Origin of the sequence: Dyella mobilis (assembly GCF_016904945.1) — a bacterium.
In the GTDB taxonomy this organism is placed as follows: Bacteria; Pseudomonadota; Gammaproteobacteria; order Xanthomonadales; family Rhodanobacteraceae; genus Dyella_B; species Dyella_B mobilis.
In genome coordinates, this window is the sequence record NZ_JADIKF010000032.1 from 103,235 (window position 1) to 119,150 (window position 15,916).

Annotated in this window: 11 protein-coding genes, 1 pseudogene and 1 riboswitch; of the genes and pseudogenes, 10 read left to right on the plus strand and 2 right to left on the minus strand. The window is 63.2% G+C overall.

The genetic code is table 11. From position 1 onward, the window contains the following. Nucleotides 1-5 precede the first annotated feature (5 nt). Nucleotides 6-1,376 (plus strand): FAD-binding oxidoreductase, encoded by a 1,371-nt coding sequence (locus ISS99_RS02045; RefSeq protein ID WP_204629908.1) that lies wholly within the window; start codon nucleotides 6-8, stop codon nucleotides 1,374-1,376. Next, nucleotides 1,373-1,972 (plus strand): uracil-DNA glycosylase family protein, encoded by a 600-nt coding sequence (locus ISS99_RS02050; RefSeq protein WP_204629909.1) that lies wholly within the window; start codon nucleotides 1,373-1,375, stop codon nucleotides 1,970-1,972. Before ISS99_RS02045 ends, ISS99_RS02050 begins: the two co-directional genes overlap by 4 nt. Before the next feature lie 20 nt (nucleotides 1,973-1,992). Here ISS99_RS02050 and rhtC read toward each other — a convergent pair whose 3' ends face one another. After that, nucleotides 1,993-2,622, minus strand: coding sequence for a threonine export protein RhtC (gene rhtC, locus ISS99_RS02055; protein WP_204629910.1), 630 nt, complete (start codon nucleotides 2,620-2,622; stop codon nucleotides 1,993-1,995). Nucleotides 2,623-2,796: 174 nt separating this feature from the next. On the opposite strand from rhtC, the gene ISS99_RS02060 reads away from it, so the two are divergent. The 6 genes and pseudogenes from ISS99_RS02060 (at nucleotide 2,797) to metK (ending at nucleotide 11,196) form a co-directional block, all read left to right on the plus strand. After that, entirely contained in the window at nucleotides 2,797-4,056 is a 1,260-nt protein-coding gene (locus tag ISS99_RS02060) for a nucleoside permease (RefSeq protein WP_204629911.1), read from the plus strand. Between the two features lie 24 nt (nucleotides 4,057-4,080). Continuing rightward, complete coding sequence (gene dusB / locus ISS99_RS02065; RefSeq protein ID WP_204629912.1) at nucleotides 4,081-5,067, plus strand: tRNA dihydrouridine synthase DusB; 987 nt, start codon at nucleotides 4,081-4,083, stop codon at nucleotides 5,065-5,067. A 64-nt stretch (nucleotides 5,068-5,131) separates the two neighbouring features. Continuing rightward, complete coding sequence (locus ISS99_RS02070; protein WP_284343854.1) at nucleotides 5,132-6,052, plus strand: alpha/beta hydrolase; 921 nt, start codon at nucleotides 5,132-5,134, stop codon at nucleotides 6,050-6,052. A gap of 75 nt (nucleotides 6,053-6,127) precedes the next feature. After that, nucleotides 6,128-6,957, plus strand: a pseudogene (locus ISS99_RS02075) (class I SAM-dependent methyltransferase). Nucleotides 6,958-7,021: 64 nt separating this feature from the next. Next, a riboswitch (cobalamin riboswitch) is annotated at nucleotides 7,022-7,230 on the plus strand. 200 nt (nucleotides 7,231-7,430) lie between these two features. After that, entirely contained in the window at nucleotides 7,431-9,710 is a 2,280-nt protein-coding gene (gene metE, locus ISS99_RS02080; protein ID WP_204629913.1) for a 5-methyltetrahydropteroyltriglutamate--homocysteine S-methyltransferase, read from the plus strand. A 289-nt stretch (nucleotides 9,711-9,999) separates the two neighbouring features. Next, nucleotides 10,000-11,196 carry a methionine adenosyltransferase gene (gene metK, locus ISS99_RS02085; RefSeq protein ID WP_204629914.1) on the plus strand — a complete coding sequence of 399 codons (1,197 nt, stop codon included), beginning with the start codon at nucleotides 10,000-10,002 and terminating at the stop codon, nucleotides 11,194-11,196. A 100-nt stretch (nucleotides 11,197-11,296) separates the two neighbouring features. Here metK and ISS99_RS02090 read toward each other — a convergent pair whose 3' ends face one another. Continuing rightward, nucleotides 11,297-12,433 (minus strand): D-alanyl-D-alanine carboxypeptidase family protein, encoded by a 1,137-nt coding sequence (locus ISS99_RS02090; RefSeq protein WP_284343855.1) that lies wholly within the window; start codon nucleotides 12,431-12,433, stop codon nucleotides 11,297-11,299. A gap of 260 nt (nucleotides 12,434-12,693) precedes the next feature. On the opposite strand from ISS99_RS02090, the gene ISS99_RS02095 reads away from it, so the two are divergent. Both ISS99_RS02095 and ISS99_RS02100 read left to right on the plus strand, forming a co-directional pair. After that, complete coding sequence (locus ISS99_RS02095; RefSeq protein WP_204629915.1) at nucleotides 12,694-14,568, plus strand: ATP-binding cassette domain-containing protein; 1,875 nt, start codon at nucleotides 12,694-12,696, stop codon at nucleotides 14,566-14,568. A 387-nt stretch (nucleotides 14,569-14,955) separates the two neighbouring features. Beyond that, on the plus strand, nucleotides 14,956-15,912 hold the full coding sequence (locus tag ISS99_RS02100) for an FHA domain-containing protein (protein WP_204629916.1): 957 nt from the start codon (nucleotides 14,956-14,958) through the stop codon (nucleotides 15,910-15,912). Nucleotides 15,913-15,916: the final 4 nt, after the last annotated feature.

The window sequence follows — 15,916 nt, forward strand, 5'->3', positions numbered from 1 at the left end:
CCTCGATGAACATTCCCGCCGCCCTGCTCGAAACACTGCACGCAACGTTCGGTCACGACGCCTGCTCCACCGGCGAGGCCGAGCGGCTCGCTTACGCCTATGACAATTCGCGCCGCAACGCGCTGCCCGATGCCGTCGTTTTCGCACGGGAACATGCGCAGGTTGAAACGCTCGTGCAAGCGTGCCGCGAGCATCGCGTACCGCTCACCGCGCGCGGCCGAGGCACCAATACCACGGGCGCCACGGTGCCAGTGGAGGGCGGAGTGGTGGTGAGTTTCGAGCGCATGAACCGCATTCTGCGCATCGATCCGGACAATCGCTTTGCCATCGTCGAGCCCGGCGTGCTCAACGGCGACCTGCAACGTGCACTGGCACCCCTGGGCTTTTTCTGGCCGCCCGACCCCACCTCCTCGCCCTGGTGCAGCATCGGCGGAAATCTCGCCTGCAATTCGGCCGGGCCGCGTACCGTGAAATACGGCAGCCCGCGCGAAAACACGCTTGGGCTGCGCGCAGTGGCCGGCACCGGCGAAGGATTCCGCTGCGGCACCTACACCACCAAAGGCGCGACCGGTTACGACTTCACCCGATTGCTGATCGGCTCTGAAGGCACGCTGGCGCTGATCACCGAAGCCACGCTGAAGCTGACGCCCAAACCTTCCGGCTTGCGCACGCTGCGCGCCACGTATCGCGACGTGAGCAGTGCCGCGCACGCGGTGGCGCGCATCATGGCGCAGCCTGTCACGCCGTGCGCGCTGGAGTTCATCGACGACACTGCACTGAAGCTCGCACGCGATCACGCCGGCGACAGCGTTCCGCTGGCCGGCGCCATGCTGATGATCGAAGTCGATGGCGAAGCCGAAACGCTGCCTTCGGCGGTCGAAGCCGTGTCGCGCGCAGCTCGCGGCGACGGGCTGGAAACCCTGCACGTGGCGCAGACGGCCGAAGAGACGCAAGCGCTGTGGTCCGCGCGCAAGGCTTTATCGCCGGCACAACGCACCATCTCGCCCAACAAGATCAACGAAGACGTCGTGGTGCCGGTCAGCCATTTGCCGGAACTGGTCAACGGCATTCGCGCGCTGTCGCAAAAGCACGACGTGCTGATCGTCACCTTCGGCCACGCCGGCAACGGCAACCTGCACGTCAACCTGCTCCCCCGCAACGACGCGGAGCGCGAGCGTGCCCACGCCTGCCTTGCCGAGGTATTCGCCCTGGTCATCTCGCTGCAGGGCACGCTGTCGGGCGAACATGGCATCGGCCTGGTCAAGCGCGAATTCATGCCCTTGGCGCTGCCGCCTAGCACGCTCGGCCTGATGCGCAACGTGAAAGCCGCCTTCGATCCAGACGGCATTCTCAATCCGGGCAAGCTGCTGCCGTGAACCATCGCGACGCGCTCAAGCCGCTGCTCGCTGACATTCGCGCGTGCCGGCTGTGCGAGGCACACCTGCAAGACGGACCAAGACCGGTGGTACAGGCCGCCGCGTCGTCGCGTCTGCTGATCGTCAGCCAGGCTCCCGGGCGCAAAGTCCACGCGACGGGCATACCCTTCAATGACGTCAGCGGCGATCGCCTGCGTGCGTGGCTGTCCGTCGATCGGGACACCTTCTACGATGCGCAGCGCATCGCCATCGTACCGATGGGCTTTTGCTTCCCGGGCAGCAGCCGCAACGGCGACCTGCCACCGCGGCCCGAATGCGCACCGACCTGGCACCCGCGCCTGCTGCCGCTATTGACCCAGGTACAGTTGACGCTGGCGATCGGCCAATACGCGCAAGCGGGCGTGCTGGGCGCGCGTTGCGGCGGCAACCTGACCGAAACCGTGGCGGCATGGCGCATGCATCTGGCACAGGGCGTATTGCCCTTGCCGCACCCCAGCCCGCGCAACCAGGCGTGGCTGAAGCGCAATCCCTGGTTCGAGGAAGCATTGCTTCCCGTGTTGCGCCATGAAGTAGCGCGCGTACTCGGCATCGATTGAATGCGCGCGCCGCGCCCGCCTTACGGGCTTTGCCGCGCGAAGATCAGGTGCAAGCCGAAAGCAACGAATACGGCCCCGGCGCAGCCGTCGATCCAGCGACTGATGCGCAAATAGCCGCGCCGCATCACCGGCAGGGCAAAGCAGCCGGCGACGATCGAGAACCACAAGAAGGTCTCGCCAACCACCAAGGCCCACAGCGCCCAGCGCGCGCCCGAACCGACCCCGGTGCCGACGAAGGCGGAAAAGATGCTGCCGAAGTAGATCACCACCTTCGGGTTGGAGAGATTGGTCAACAGGCCGTTGCGCATCGAACGCCATGCGCCAACGAACACTTGCACCGGCTCTTCCGCCTGGGCTTGGGCCGGTTTGGCCAAGGCGCTACGCAGCATCTTCAGCCCCATCCAACACAGGTATAGGCCGCCGGCAACGGCGATCAAGTGCTGCAACCACATCAACCTGTGCAGCACCAGTTGCAAGCCGAGCAGCGCCAGGGCGGCCCACACCGCCACACCCAGGGTGATGCCCGCCACCCCGGCCATCGCTTCGTGGCGGGAGCGGCTGACGGCCGTCTGCGACACGAAAAAGAAATCGGGGCCCGGCGTCATCAAGGCGATGATCTGGACGATCGCAATGGTGATGAACAGGCTCATGGGCAGCTCCCGGTAAACGTAGAGGGCAGTGTAGCCGCGCCGACGTACCCAGGCACCTTCTGCGCCGCAGCGCGCCTTGCCCGCCGACACGGCCTTCCTCTACGCTGCCGTGGATTTCGGTCCAGGGACAGTCCCCGGCCACACAAGGGGAAAATCCATGCGGGAAGCCAAACCATGAGCCTGAAGTTGCGACTCATCGCGATGAACTTCCTGCAGTATTTCGTCTGGGGAGCCTGGCTGATCACCATCGGCGCCTACTGGTTCCAGAACCGCCATTGGTCCGGTGCCGAATTCGGTGCGATCTTCTCCACCATGGGCCTGGCCTCGCTGTTCATGCCCTCGATCACCGGTGTGATTGCCGACAAATGGATCCGCGCCGAGCGCCTGTACGGCTGCCTGCACCTGCTTGGTGCTTGCGTGCTGTGCATCGTGCCGATGATCAACGACCCGGAAACACTGTTCTGGGTCATGTTGATCAACATGATGTGTTATATGCCGACCATCTCGCTGGCAATCACGGTGGCCTACAACGCGCTGAAGCAGGACGGCGTCGACGTGGTGCGCGTGTATCCGCCGATTCGCGTCTGGGGCACGGTGGGCTTTATTGCGGCGATGTGGACGGTGAGCCTGCTGCATCTGGAAACCACCACCGGCCAGTTCTATGTAGCCGCCGCCGCGGCGCTGTTCTTGGGCGTTTATGCGTTTACCTTGCCGCCCTGCCCGCCGCGCCTGCGCGGCGAGAAGCATCGCTCCTGGCTGGACGTGTTCGGCCTGACCTCGTTTGCGCTGTTCAAGAACGGCAAGATGGCGGTGTTCTTCATCTTCGCGATGCTGCTCGGCGCAGCCCTGCAGCTGACCAACGCCTACGGCGACACATTCCTGCACGATTTCGACCGCGTCGATGCGTACAAGGATCTGGTGGCGGTGCGCTATCCCGCCATCATCATGTCGATTTCGCAGGTCTCCGAGACCTTGTTCATCCTGGCCATCCCGTTCTTCCTCAAGCGCTTCGGCATCAAGACGGTAATGTTGATCAGCATGCTGGCGTGGACGCTGCGCTTCGGCCTGTTCGCCTTCGGCGATCCCGGTCCGGGGCTGTGGATGATCGTGCTGTCGTGCATCGTCTACGGCATGGCTTTCGACTTCTTCAACATCTCCGGCTCCCTGTTCGTGGAAGGCCAGAGCGATCCCGCCATCCGCGCCAGCGCGCAGGGCCTGTTCATGCTGATGACCAATGGCATCGGCGCCGTGCTGGGCAGTTCGCTGAGCGGCCTGCTCATCGACAAATACTTCACCCGGCCCGACCACTCATTGGAATGGCACGGCATCTGGCTCACCTTCGCCAGCTATTCGCTGGTGGTGGCGGTGCTGTTCGTGTTCCTGTTCCGGCACAAGCACCAGCCGGAAGCCGTGCGAGGCGTACCGGCCCACTAAGCCGCATCCGGCTACAATGGCCGGATGCAGATCGGCCCCTACCGCATCGACCCGCCCGTGGTGCTGGCACCCATGGCCGGCGTCACCGACAAGCCGTTTCGCCTGCTGTGCAAGCGGCTGGGCGCGGGCCTCGCCGTCTCCGAAATGACTGCCTCCGATCCACGCCTATGGCAGACGCGCAAATCGCTCAAGCGGATGGACCACGAAGGCGAGCCGGAGCCGGTCAGCGTGCAAATCGCCGGCTACGATCCGTCCATGCTTGCCGAAGCGGCCCGTTTCAACGTGGCCAACGGCGCGCAGATCGTCGATATCAACATGGGCTGTCCAGCCAAGAAAGTGTGCAACGTGTGGTCGGGCTCGGCGCTGCTGCAGGACGAGCCGCTGGTGGCGCGCATCGTCAAGGCCGTCGTCGATGCGGTCGAGGTGCCGGTCACGCTCAAGATCCGCACTGGCTGGGATCGCCAGCACAAGAATGCGCTCACCATCGCCCGTATTGCCGAAGAGAACGGCATTGCCGCGCTTGCCGTGCATGGCCGCACGCGCGCCGACAAATACGAGGGCGAAGCCGAATATGAAACGATCGCCGCGGTAAAGGCATCCGTGCGCATTCCGGTATTGGCCAATGGCGACATCAGCACGCCGCAGCAAGCCAGGCACGTGCTCCGCGTTACCGGCGCCGATGCGGTGATGGTTGGGCGCGGCGCGCAAGGGCGCCCGTGGATCTTTCGCGAAATCTCGCACTATTTGGCCACCGGCGAACTGCTGGCGACGCCGTCGCCCGCCGACGTCGCGGCGATTCTGCTGGGGCATCTGGAGCATCTGTATGCGTTCTACGGCGAACACGCCGGCGTGCGCATCGCGCGCAAGCATCTGGGCTGGTATGCCAAGGATCGCCCGGAAAATGCCGCTTTCCGCGAAGTGGTCAACCGCGCGGAGAATGCACAGGACCAACTGCGCCTGACCCGCAGCTATTTCGAGGCACTGCAGAGCGATTGGTCGCTCGCCGCCTGACGGGCGCAAGCCTTTGCGGCACGAATGCGGGCATCATGGCCACTCTGTCTCCGCTACCTCTCACGTGTTCATCCGGCCCTTCTCCAACCGTCGATTCGCGCTGATCGTCCGCTTCGCTCTGCTGACGGCGCTGGTGCTGCTGGGTGGTTGCCGCTCGACGCTGTTCGCCAGCTTGAATGCCACCAATCGCCGCGCCGGCGTGGACACGCAACGAAGCATCGTGTTCGATGCGCAACATCACCTGATGCTGGACGTCTATCGACCCAAGACGGCCGTGCATGCGCCGGTGGTGGTGTTTTTCTACGGCGGCAGCTGGACGCACGGGCAGCGCGGTTGGTATCGCTTCGTCGGCGATACACTGGCTGCGCACGGTGTCGTTGCGGTGATTCCGGATTACCGCAAGTATCCGCACGTGAAGATGGACGGCTTCATGCAGGATGCCGCCAGGGCGGTGGCCTGGGTGCATCAGCACGCATCCGAATTGGGTGCTGCCCCGGACGAGCTGTTTGTGATGGGGCATTCGGCGGGCGGACAAATAGGTGCCTTGCTGGTGACGGACCCTTCCTGGCTGGCACCGTACGATTTGCGTCCCACGGACTTGGCCGGTTTTATCGGCCTAGCCGGCTGTTACGACTTCATGCCGATCCCCGCCAACGAAAAGGACATGCTTGGCGCGTTCGGCCGCGATGCCGCGGCGCAGACACGTGCGCAGCCAGTGCACTTCGTCAGCAACCACGAACCGCCGATGTTGTTGCTGCAGGGCGAGGCCGATCACGAAGTGGATCCCTCCAACGCCGTCTCGTTGGCGCACGAACTGGAAGCGAAGCACGATGAGGTAACGCTGCACCTGTATCCGGGGGTGAGCCACAATGCCCTGGTCTTTGCGCTGTCGCGGCCGTTCCGTGGCGATGCGCCGACACTGGATGACGTGCTGCGCTTCATTCGCGCCCATGACAGGACCGGCGACGTCGCCACCTTGCCATAGCTCACTCCCAGCCCGTCGCGGACAGGAGTAAGGTGTCGCCAGAAGCGAGCGTTTAATCCTGGCAAACATTCCGCCATGAACAGCATCGTGACCGGCGATTTTCCGTATATCCACGGATTTTCCGCGGACGAACAGTCTCGGCTCGTGCGCCAGGCGCGCATGTTTGAATCCACGCTGTTCAGCCACATCGACTACAGCGGCGCAAAACGGCTATTGGAAGTCGGTTGCGGGGTGGGTGCACAAACGGAGATTCTGCTGCGCCGTTTTCCCGAGCTGCACGTTACCGGCGTCGACCGATCTTCCGAGCAACTTGCGGTGGCCGAGCGCAATCTCGGCGCCACCGCGTGGTGTGCACAACGCTACGCTTTGCAGCAGGCGGATGCGGCGGATCTGCCGTTCGCCGAACGCAGCTTCGACGCCGCGTATCTGTGCTGGGTACTGGAGCACGTCCCCAGCCCCGCCCGCGGCTCAGCGAAGTTCGCCGCGTACTCAGCCCCGGCGCCACCGCATACGTGACGGAAGTGCTGAATTCCTCGTTTTTCCTCGATCCGTATTCACCCAACCTGTTGCGCTACTGGATGGCGTTCAACGACCACCAGTACGACAGCGGCGGCGATCCATTTATCGGTGCCAAGCTGGGCAATCTGCTGTTGGCCGGCGGATATCGCGATGTACACACCGAAGTGAAGAACGTGCACCTGGACAATCGCCAACCGGGTCGGCGCAAACAGATGATCGAGTTTTGGGAAGAATTGCTGCTATCGGCAGCAGAACAGCTGATTGGCAAGGGCAAAACCGACACCGCCACGGTGGAAGGCATGCGCGGCGAATTGCAGGCGGTGCGCAACGATCCCAATGCCGTGTTCTTTTTTGCCTTTGTGCAAGCGCGGGCGACGGTTTACTGAAACAGGACCCCTGGCTCGTAAATCGCCCGCGGCACCTGCCGTTTGACGGCCGTCCTCCGTACCGTTATCGTGCGCCTGCCGAGGTTTTCATCTCTTTATCTTTATAAAGAGATGGAATTAAAAGGGAAGCCGGTTGGAATCCGGCGCTGCCCCGCAGCGGTGTGTGGAAACGACCTTCGCCATAGGCACTGGGTTACCCCGGGAAGCGGCGAACAGTAGGCGGCGCGAGCCACGTCCACGAGCCCGAAGACCTGCCCTGGCCGAAGCGCACCGTTTCGCAACGGTGCGCCCGTACGACCTGGATCTCCGCGGGGAGGCCCGGCACCGCGTCGTATCCGGCGCGGCGCTCGTCCATCCCGCGGTTTATCCAGCTCGCCCGCGGGGGCGAAGGTCGACGGCGCGCATCACGGGCCCGACCCGCGGACGCGCCTGCCTTCGTTCCTCTTTGCCACCCATCGCAACGAGGAATACACGTGACACACACCACCTATCTGGGCTTTCCCCGCATCGGCCGCCGCCGCGAATTGAAGCGGGCATTGGAAACATACTGGCAGGACGGCAACGCCAGCGCCTTGCTGGATACCGCACGCGCTCTGCGACAACGCCATTGGCAGCTGGCACGCGAGGCCGGCATGCAGACGGTCGCGGTCAACGACTTTTCACTCTACGACCACGTGCTCGACACCGCCGTGATGTTCGACGCCGTGCCGGAACGCTACCGCTCCCTGTTGCAGGATGACCCGCTCGCCGGCTACTTCGCCATGGCTCGCGGCAATCGCAACCTGCACGCGCTGGAGATGACCAAATGGTTCGACACCAACTATCACTACATCGTCCCCGAGCTGCACGCCGGCCAGCGCTTTCAGCTCAACGCCAACAAGCCGCTGGCCGAATGGCGTGAGGCTGGCGCGCTGGGCTTGAATGCCCGCCCCGTCGTGCTCGGACCGGTTTCCTTCCTGCTGCTATCGAAAACCACCGATGGCAGCGATGCACTGAATCTGCTTGACGCCTTGCTGCCGGCATACGTGGAACTGCTTGCACAACTCGCGCAGGCGGGCGTCGACTGGATACAACTGGACGAGCCCTGCCTGGTTCAGGACCTGGATGAAACCGCCAGACTCGCCTACGTCGCCGCTTACGAGACACTGGCCCAAGGCGCCTCGCCGAAACGCCTGCTCGCCAGCTATTTCGGCGGCCTCGGCGACAATCTCGCGCTGGCCGCCAACCTGCCTGTCGATGGCTTGCACGTAGACCTCGTGCGCGCCCCCGAACAGCTCGATGCCGTGCTGTCCGCACTGCCGGCGCAACGCGTGCTGAGTGCCGGCGTGGTCGACGGGCGCAATATCTGGCGCAGTCAGCCGACGCAAGTCGTGACCTTGCTGCAAAAAATCGCCGCGGCGCGCGGTACGGAAAACCTGTGGCTTGCACCGTCATGCTCGCTTTTGCACGCTCCGTACGATGTTGCACAGGAAACCTCGCTGCCCGCCGAATTGCGCCATTGGCTGGCGTTTGCAAAGCAGAAACTGGAAGAGCTGAAACTGTATGCGCAAGCCCTCGATGGCGACGAAGGTGCCAAACACGCGCTCAGCGATCAGTCCGCTCGCCTGGCCGCACGAAGGCTGGCGGACGGCGTGCAACGAAAGGATGTACGTGCCCGCGTGCGCGCCTTGAGTCCGCAAGCCACGCAGCGCCGCTCCAGCCTGGCGCACAGACGCAAAGTACAGGCCGAAGTGCTGGCGCTGCCGCCGCTGCCGACCACCACGATCGGATCGTTCCCGCAAACTGAAACGCTACGCCACGCGCGCGCCGAACATCGCGCCGAGCGCATCGACGGCGACGCCTACGAGAGCGTGCTTCGCGAAGAGATCGAACGGGTCATCCGCTTCCAGGAGAACATCGGCCTGGATGTCCTGGTGCACGGCGAGCCCGAACGCAACGACATGGTGGAGTATTTCGGCGAACAGCTCGACGGCTTTGCCTTCACCCGCCACGGCTGGGTACAAAGCTACGGCTCGCGCTGTGTGAAACCGCCGATCATCTGGGGCGACGTATCCCGGCCGCAGCCGATGACCGTAAGCTGGACGCGCTATGCGCAATCGCTGACCGACCGGCCGGTCAAAGGCATGCTGACCGGACCGGTTACCGTTTTGCAGTGGTCGTTTGTGCGCGACGACCTGCCGCGCGACCAGGTCTGCCTGCAATTGGCGCTGGCATTGCGCGACGAGGTGCACGACCTGGAAAGCGCCGGCATCCGCGTCATCCAGATCGACGAACCGGCACTGCGTGAAGGCTTGCCGATTCGCCGCGCCGATCACGCCGCGTATCTGGAATGGGCCGTGCGCTGCTTCCGCATCACCGCCGGCGGCACCGGCGATGCGACGCAGATCCACACCCACATGTGCTACAGCGAATTCAACGACATCATTGAAGCCGTCGCCGCGCTCGATGCCGATGTGATCTCGATTGAGAGCAGCCGTTCGCGCATGGAACTGCTGCAGGCGTTCGAGGATTTCCGCTATCCGGGCAGCATCGGCCCCGGCGTGTACGACATCCACTCGCCGCGGGTGCCCTCGAAAACGGAAATGATCGATCTGCTGCAGCGTGCATTGACGGTGCTGGAGCCCGGCCAGCTATGGGTCAATCCGGATTGCGGACTCAAGACGCGCGGCTGGAAGGAGACCGAACCGGCCCTGGTGGCGATGGTGCAGGCGGCGCAGTCGCTGCGCGCAACGCTACATACAGCCCACCCTTGACGACCCATGGAACGAGCACCTTCGCACCTGCGCGAAGGTGCTCCGACCTGGGTGCGAAACATCCCAGGCCACCAGCGCCGGGAGCGCTTCCGGGCGCCTCGTCGAAGGCCGGAGCCTCCCAGGCGAGCTCCAGCCAGACCCCGGGGCGATAACCCTGGCCGGCCGCCTGAATCCGGCCTCACTGTCACGTAGTTATGCAAGACTGGGCAGTGAAACCCAGGGCTAGTGCGTGTATCATGGGCAATTCCCCCTTCCATCTCTTTATCCGTAAAGAAGGATATAAGCCACGATGAGCAACTTCCTCTTCACCTCCGAATCGGTCTCCGAAGGCCATCCGGACAAAGTCGCCGACCAGATTTCCGACGCCGTCCTCGACGCGATCCTGGCGCAGGACAACCGCGCGCGCGTGGCCTGCGAAACCATGGTGAAGACCGGCGTGGCCATCGTCGCCGGCGAAATCACCACCAGCGCCTGGATCGACCTGGAAGCGCTGACCCGCAAGGTGATCCTGGACATCGGCTACAACTCCAGCGACGTCGGTTTCGACGGCGCCACCTGCGGCGTGTTGAACCTGATCGGCAAGCAGTCGCCGGACATCAACCAGGGCGTGGACCGCAAGAAGCCCGAAGAACAGGGCGCTGGCGACCAGGGCCTGATGTTCGGCTACGCCACCAATGAAACCAAGGATTTCATGCCGGCGGCGATCTACTACTCGCACCGTCTGGTGGAACAGCAGGCCAAGATCCGCAAGAAGAAGAACTCCCCGCTGTCGTGGCTGCGCCCGGACGCCAAGAGCCAGGTTACCCTGCGCTATGAAGACGGCGTGGCGACCGCCATCGACGCCGTGGTGCTGTCCACCCAGCACGATCCGGACGTGAAGCAGAAGGATCTGGTCGAGGCCGTGCGCGAGCACATCCTGAAGCCCGTGCTGCCGGCCAAGCTGCTGCACAAGGGCACCAAGTTCCACATCAACCCGACCGGCAAGTTCGTGATCGGCGGCCCGGTGGGCGACTGCGGCCTGACCGGTCGCAAGATCATCGTCGACACCTACGGCGGCTGGGCCCGTCACGGTGGCGGCGCGTTCTCGGGCAAGGATCCGTCCAAGGTGGACCGCTCGGCTGCCTATGCCGCCCGCTACGTGGCCAAGAACATCGTGGCTGCCGGCATTGCCGACCGCTGCGAAGTGCAGGTGAGCTACGCCATCGGCGTGGCCGAGCCGACCTCGATCTCGGTCACCACCTTCGGCACCGGCAAGATCGCCGACGAGAAGATCGAAAAGCTGATCCGCAAGCACTTCGACCTGCGCCCGTACGGCATCATCAAGATGCTGGACCTGATCCATCCGATGTACCAGCAGACCGCCAGCTACGGTCATTTCGGCCGCACCCCGTACGAAGTGAAGGGTCCGGACGGCAAGACCTACACGGCATTCTCCTGGGAGAAGACCGACAAGGCCGACGCGCTGCGCGCCGACGCCAAGCTGTAATCTCTCCGGTTACGGCACACCACAAAAAACCCCGCGGCATGCCGCGGGGTTTTTGTTTGTGCGGATCGACCGGCGCCGAAACTCGTAAACGGATCGTTGCTTATTCTTTCTTGTCGGCCGACGCGGCCAGCATCACCGGCTTCTTGGTCTTGCGGTTGCGATGGGCCAGGCGGGTGGTGCCGCTGCTGTGCTTGGCCTTGGTCGACTTGGCGGCCGGCGGACAAGTCTTGCCGCGATGCGGCTTGCACGCCGGGGTAGCCCGGGCCTGCATGCAGGCCCGGCTGCAGCGGCGATGGGTAACCGGCGCATCTTCGGCATCAGCCGTGCCGATCGGCGACAGCGCAGCGAGTACGCGGCGCGTGGAACCGCCGATGCTGGCCGCGGCGATCAGCGCATCGGGGGTCGGCCGATGATCGAAACCGTCATCGAGCAGACGTGCCATCAAATTATCGCGGGCGCGGGCGGTGCGACCGCCCAGCACCACTGCAAACAGACGATGCCCATCGCGCACGGCGGTGGAGGCGAGGTTGAAACCGGAAGCGTCCGTGAAGCCGGTCTTCAGACCATCCATGCCCGGATAGCGATCCATCAGGTTGTTGTGCCCGCGGATCAGCTGGCCGCGGAACACGAAATCCTTGGTCGCAAAATAATGGGAATACTGCGGAAAATCGTGATACAGCGCGATCGCCAGCTTGGCCATGTCACGCGCCGTGCTCTTGTTGTCCGGGTCCGGCAGGCCATTGGGGTTGTCGAAGTGGGTGGAACCCATGCCGAGCAGCGCCGCCTGGGCATTCATCATGTCGGAGAAATGGTCCTCCGAACCGCCCAGCGCCTCGGCCACGACCGTGGCGGCGTCATTGGCCGACTTGGTCACCATGCCGAGGATGCAATCGTTGACCGCGATGGTCTGACCGGCGCGCAAACCCAACTTGGTAGGTGCCTGCGAGGCAGCCAAGCTGGATACGGGCAGTTCCTGGTCGACCTTGAGCTTGCCGCTCTGCAGTGCCTGGAAGGTGAGGTACAGCGTCATCATCTTGGTCAGCGAAGCCGGGTAGTTCTGCTCATCGGCGTTCACCGCACTGAGCACCTCGCCGGTCGCCGGATCGATGACGATGGCCGCATAGCCGGCGTGGGCCACCCCGGCGAAAACGCCAAGGCCGACCACCAGCATGGCCGCAAACAGCCCCAGGACCCGGTCCAGCAAAGGCCGTGGCTGATTGGACTTGATGCTGTTCACCACGGCCTCCTAACTCCCAAAACCGCGGTTTGCCCCGCGTCGCGCAACCTTAATGCATAGCCATCGCAATTTCCAGAGGAAATACTTTAATCGGCCATGCTAAGTGCATGTTTTTGTAAAATTTAACGTAGTCGGACGGCGTAAGAACCTGTTACGCTACCGTGACGACCGCCTGAATTATTCATCGACAACCTGTCACGTGTCTTTAGCGCCGCCCCGAATCCGAGCATCCGGCCGGTCGGCTTGGTTAAAATAGGCGGATGTCCCTGATCCAACTTCAGCGCGTCGATTTCAGCATCGGCGGCCCCCTCCTGCTCGAACACGTCGACCTCTCCATCGAGGCGAACGAGCGCGTGTGCATCGTCGGCCGTAACGGCGAAGGCAAATCCACCCTGATGAAGCTGATCGCCGGCGAGCTGCGTGCCGACGACGGCGAAGTGCGCGTGCAAGGCGGCGTCATCGTTGCGCGCATGGCGCAGGAAGTTCCGCAAGCCACCCAAGGCAGCGTGTTCGACGTGGTCGCCGATGGCCTTGGCGATCTCGGCCACTTGCTGGCGCGCTATCACCACCTGCTGGCCGAAGGCGACCTGGATGCACTCGGCGACGTGCAGGACCAGATCGAAGCGCAACACGGCTGGGATCTCGATCGCCGCGTCAACGACGTGCTGACCAAGCTTGAACTGCCGGCTGACACCGACTTTGCAGCGCTGTCGGGCGGCATGAAGCGCCGCGTACTGCTGGCACAGGCACTCGTGCGCAAGCCCGACGTGCTGTTGCTGGACGAACCCACCAACCATCTGGACATCGAAGCGATCGGCTGGCTGGAAGGTTTCCTCAAGCAGTTCGAAGGCAGCATCATATTTGTCACGCATGACCGCAGTTTTCTGCGTGCCTTGGCCACGCGCATCGTCGAAATCGATCGCGGCCAGCTCACCAGTTGGCCCGGCGATTACGACAACTACCTGCGCCGGCGCGAAGAACGCCTGCACGCCGAAGCACAAGCCAATGCGCTGTTCGACAAGAAGCTCGCACAAGAAGAAGTATGGATCCGCCAGGGCATCAAGGCGCGCCGCACCCGCAACGAAGGCCGCGTTCGTGCGCTGAAAGCCTTGCGCCGCGAACGATCCGAACGACGCGAGTTGAGCGGCACAGCGAAGATGTCGCTGGCCAATGCGCAGGCTTCCGGCAAGAAAGTGATCGATCTGCAGCACGTGCACCAGGCTTATGGCGGCCGCGTACTGATCGACGATCTCGGCACGGCCATCATGCGTGGCGACCGCGTGGGCATCATCGGGCCCAACGGTGCGGGCAAGAGCACGCTGCTCAAGATTCTGCTGGGCGAACTGACGCCGCAACGCGGCGAGGTCACGCTTGGCACCGGTTTGCAGATTGCTTATTTCGACCAGCACCGCGCGCAGCTCAACGATGCGCTCAATGCGCTGGACAACGTGGCCGAAGGCCGCGAATACATCGAACTCAACGGGCAACGCAAGCACATCATCGGCTATTTGCAGGACTTCCTGTTTTCGCCCGAACGTGCGCGCGCCCCCATCACCCGCCTTTCCGGCGGCGAGCGCAATCGTCTATTGCTGGCCAAACTTTTTGCGCAACCCTCCAATCTGTTGGTGATGGACGAACCGACCAACGATCTGGACGTCGAAACGCTGGAACTGCTGGAAGAACTGCTCACCGAATACCAGGGCACGCTGCTGCTGGTTTCGCACGACCGCGAATTTCTCGACAACGTCGTATCCAGCACGCTGGTACTGGAAGGCAACGGCACGGTCGGCGAATACGTCGGCGGGTATAGCGACTGGTTGCGTCAAAAACCCGCAGAACGCAAACCGGCCGAGATTCAAACTCTCGACACCAGGCCAGCCGCCACGCCGGAAACGCCCACCGCCGCCGACAAGGCAAAACGAAAGCTCAGCTACAAAGATGCGCGCGAACTGGAGCAACTGCCGGCACGCATCGAACAGCTCGAGACGGAGATAGCAGCGCGTGCCGAGGCAATGAACGATCCGTCGTTCTACCAACAAGACGCCGCCGCCATTCAGCACGCAAACGAAGCCTTGGCGAAGGCTCAGGCAGAACTCGATTCCGCCTACGTGCGCTGGTCGGAACTGGAAGGCTGATACTCCGATCACCTCGTCCTCCGATTGCATCGCTGCCGCACGGGCAGGATTCGAGGACGCCAAGACCGCGCGCACGGCCCACACCCGCCGTGCGCGATGCAAACCAAAGCTTTGCGGCGAGCCGGTACAACGGCTTGCCAAATCCAGCTTACGGCGGCCGCGCACCACGGGCTGGTTTCGGTTCATTTCACGCACTCGTCACCACGAGGCCCCTTTAATGCCGAGTCGATCCCCAACGAATCGGTGACGCACACCATCGAAGAAAATCGCCTGCTCGGCCGGTAACCCTATGCATCCCTGCCGGATGCGAAGGGTGCCACCGACGCGATACGCAAGACACATCCCAAGCCCAATCAAGCAATGACTTCAACAGGGGGAGAAATTGCTATGGCCATTGTGCATCACGGTGCCACCAAGGAATGGTGCGTACTAAAAGCCAATCACGTTTTCGGGCGACACGTGGATCGCACCGATACCGTTCTTGCAAGCGCCGACATTTCACAGATCCACGCCGCCATCGGCTGGCGCGGCGATCGCTGGCAAATCATCGACTACAGCCGCAACGGAACGCTGTTATCCGGACGACGATTGCCCGCCGGCGTGTGGACCGATTTGCAGATTGAACAGCACATCCGGTTCTCGGCGAACGAACTCAGCGACTGGACCGTCATCGATCTGACACCGCCAGGACCCGTCCTCGTACCGCGGGATGAAGCCGATACTGCGCCGCTCCCGCTCAAGACCTGGAATCAGCTACCCGACCCGCACCGACCCTCCACCTCGATTTATCAGGGCCTGGACGGTTGTTGGTGGCTGGAATGCGGCGAAGACTCCATCCATCTGCACAACGGGCAACACATCACTATCGCGGACAGGTCCTGGCGTTTTCTGCAACGCGATGTCGACATTGCAACCTTGCAAGCCTCCAGCAGCGACCAACTTCCCTTGCACCTGCATTTCCGGGTGAGCCTCGATGAGGAACACGTCAACCTGACCTTGTCGACGCGAGATCGTACGCTGGATCTGGGAGAACGCAGTCACCACTATCTGCTCGCCACGCTCGCACGCAAACGGCTGGCCGACAAGCAAGCCGGCATCGATCCGCTGGAGCAAGGATGGATCGGAATGGACCGCCTCTCGCGCATGCTTGGCATGGACCCGCCGCATCTGAACATTCAGGTCTATCGCGCCCGCAATCAGCTGGTATCCGCCCTGCGCGAACACGCCTTCGCGCCGCTCATCATCGAGCGGCGGCGTGGCGACGTACGGCTAGGTGCGCTTGCCTACGACATTGCGCGCGGTTCCAAACTGGAAGGCAGCTATTCCCCCGCGGCCATGCAGTAAGCGG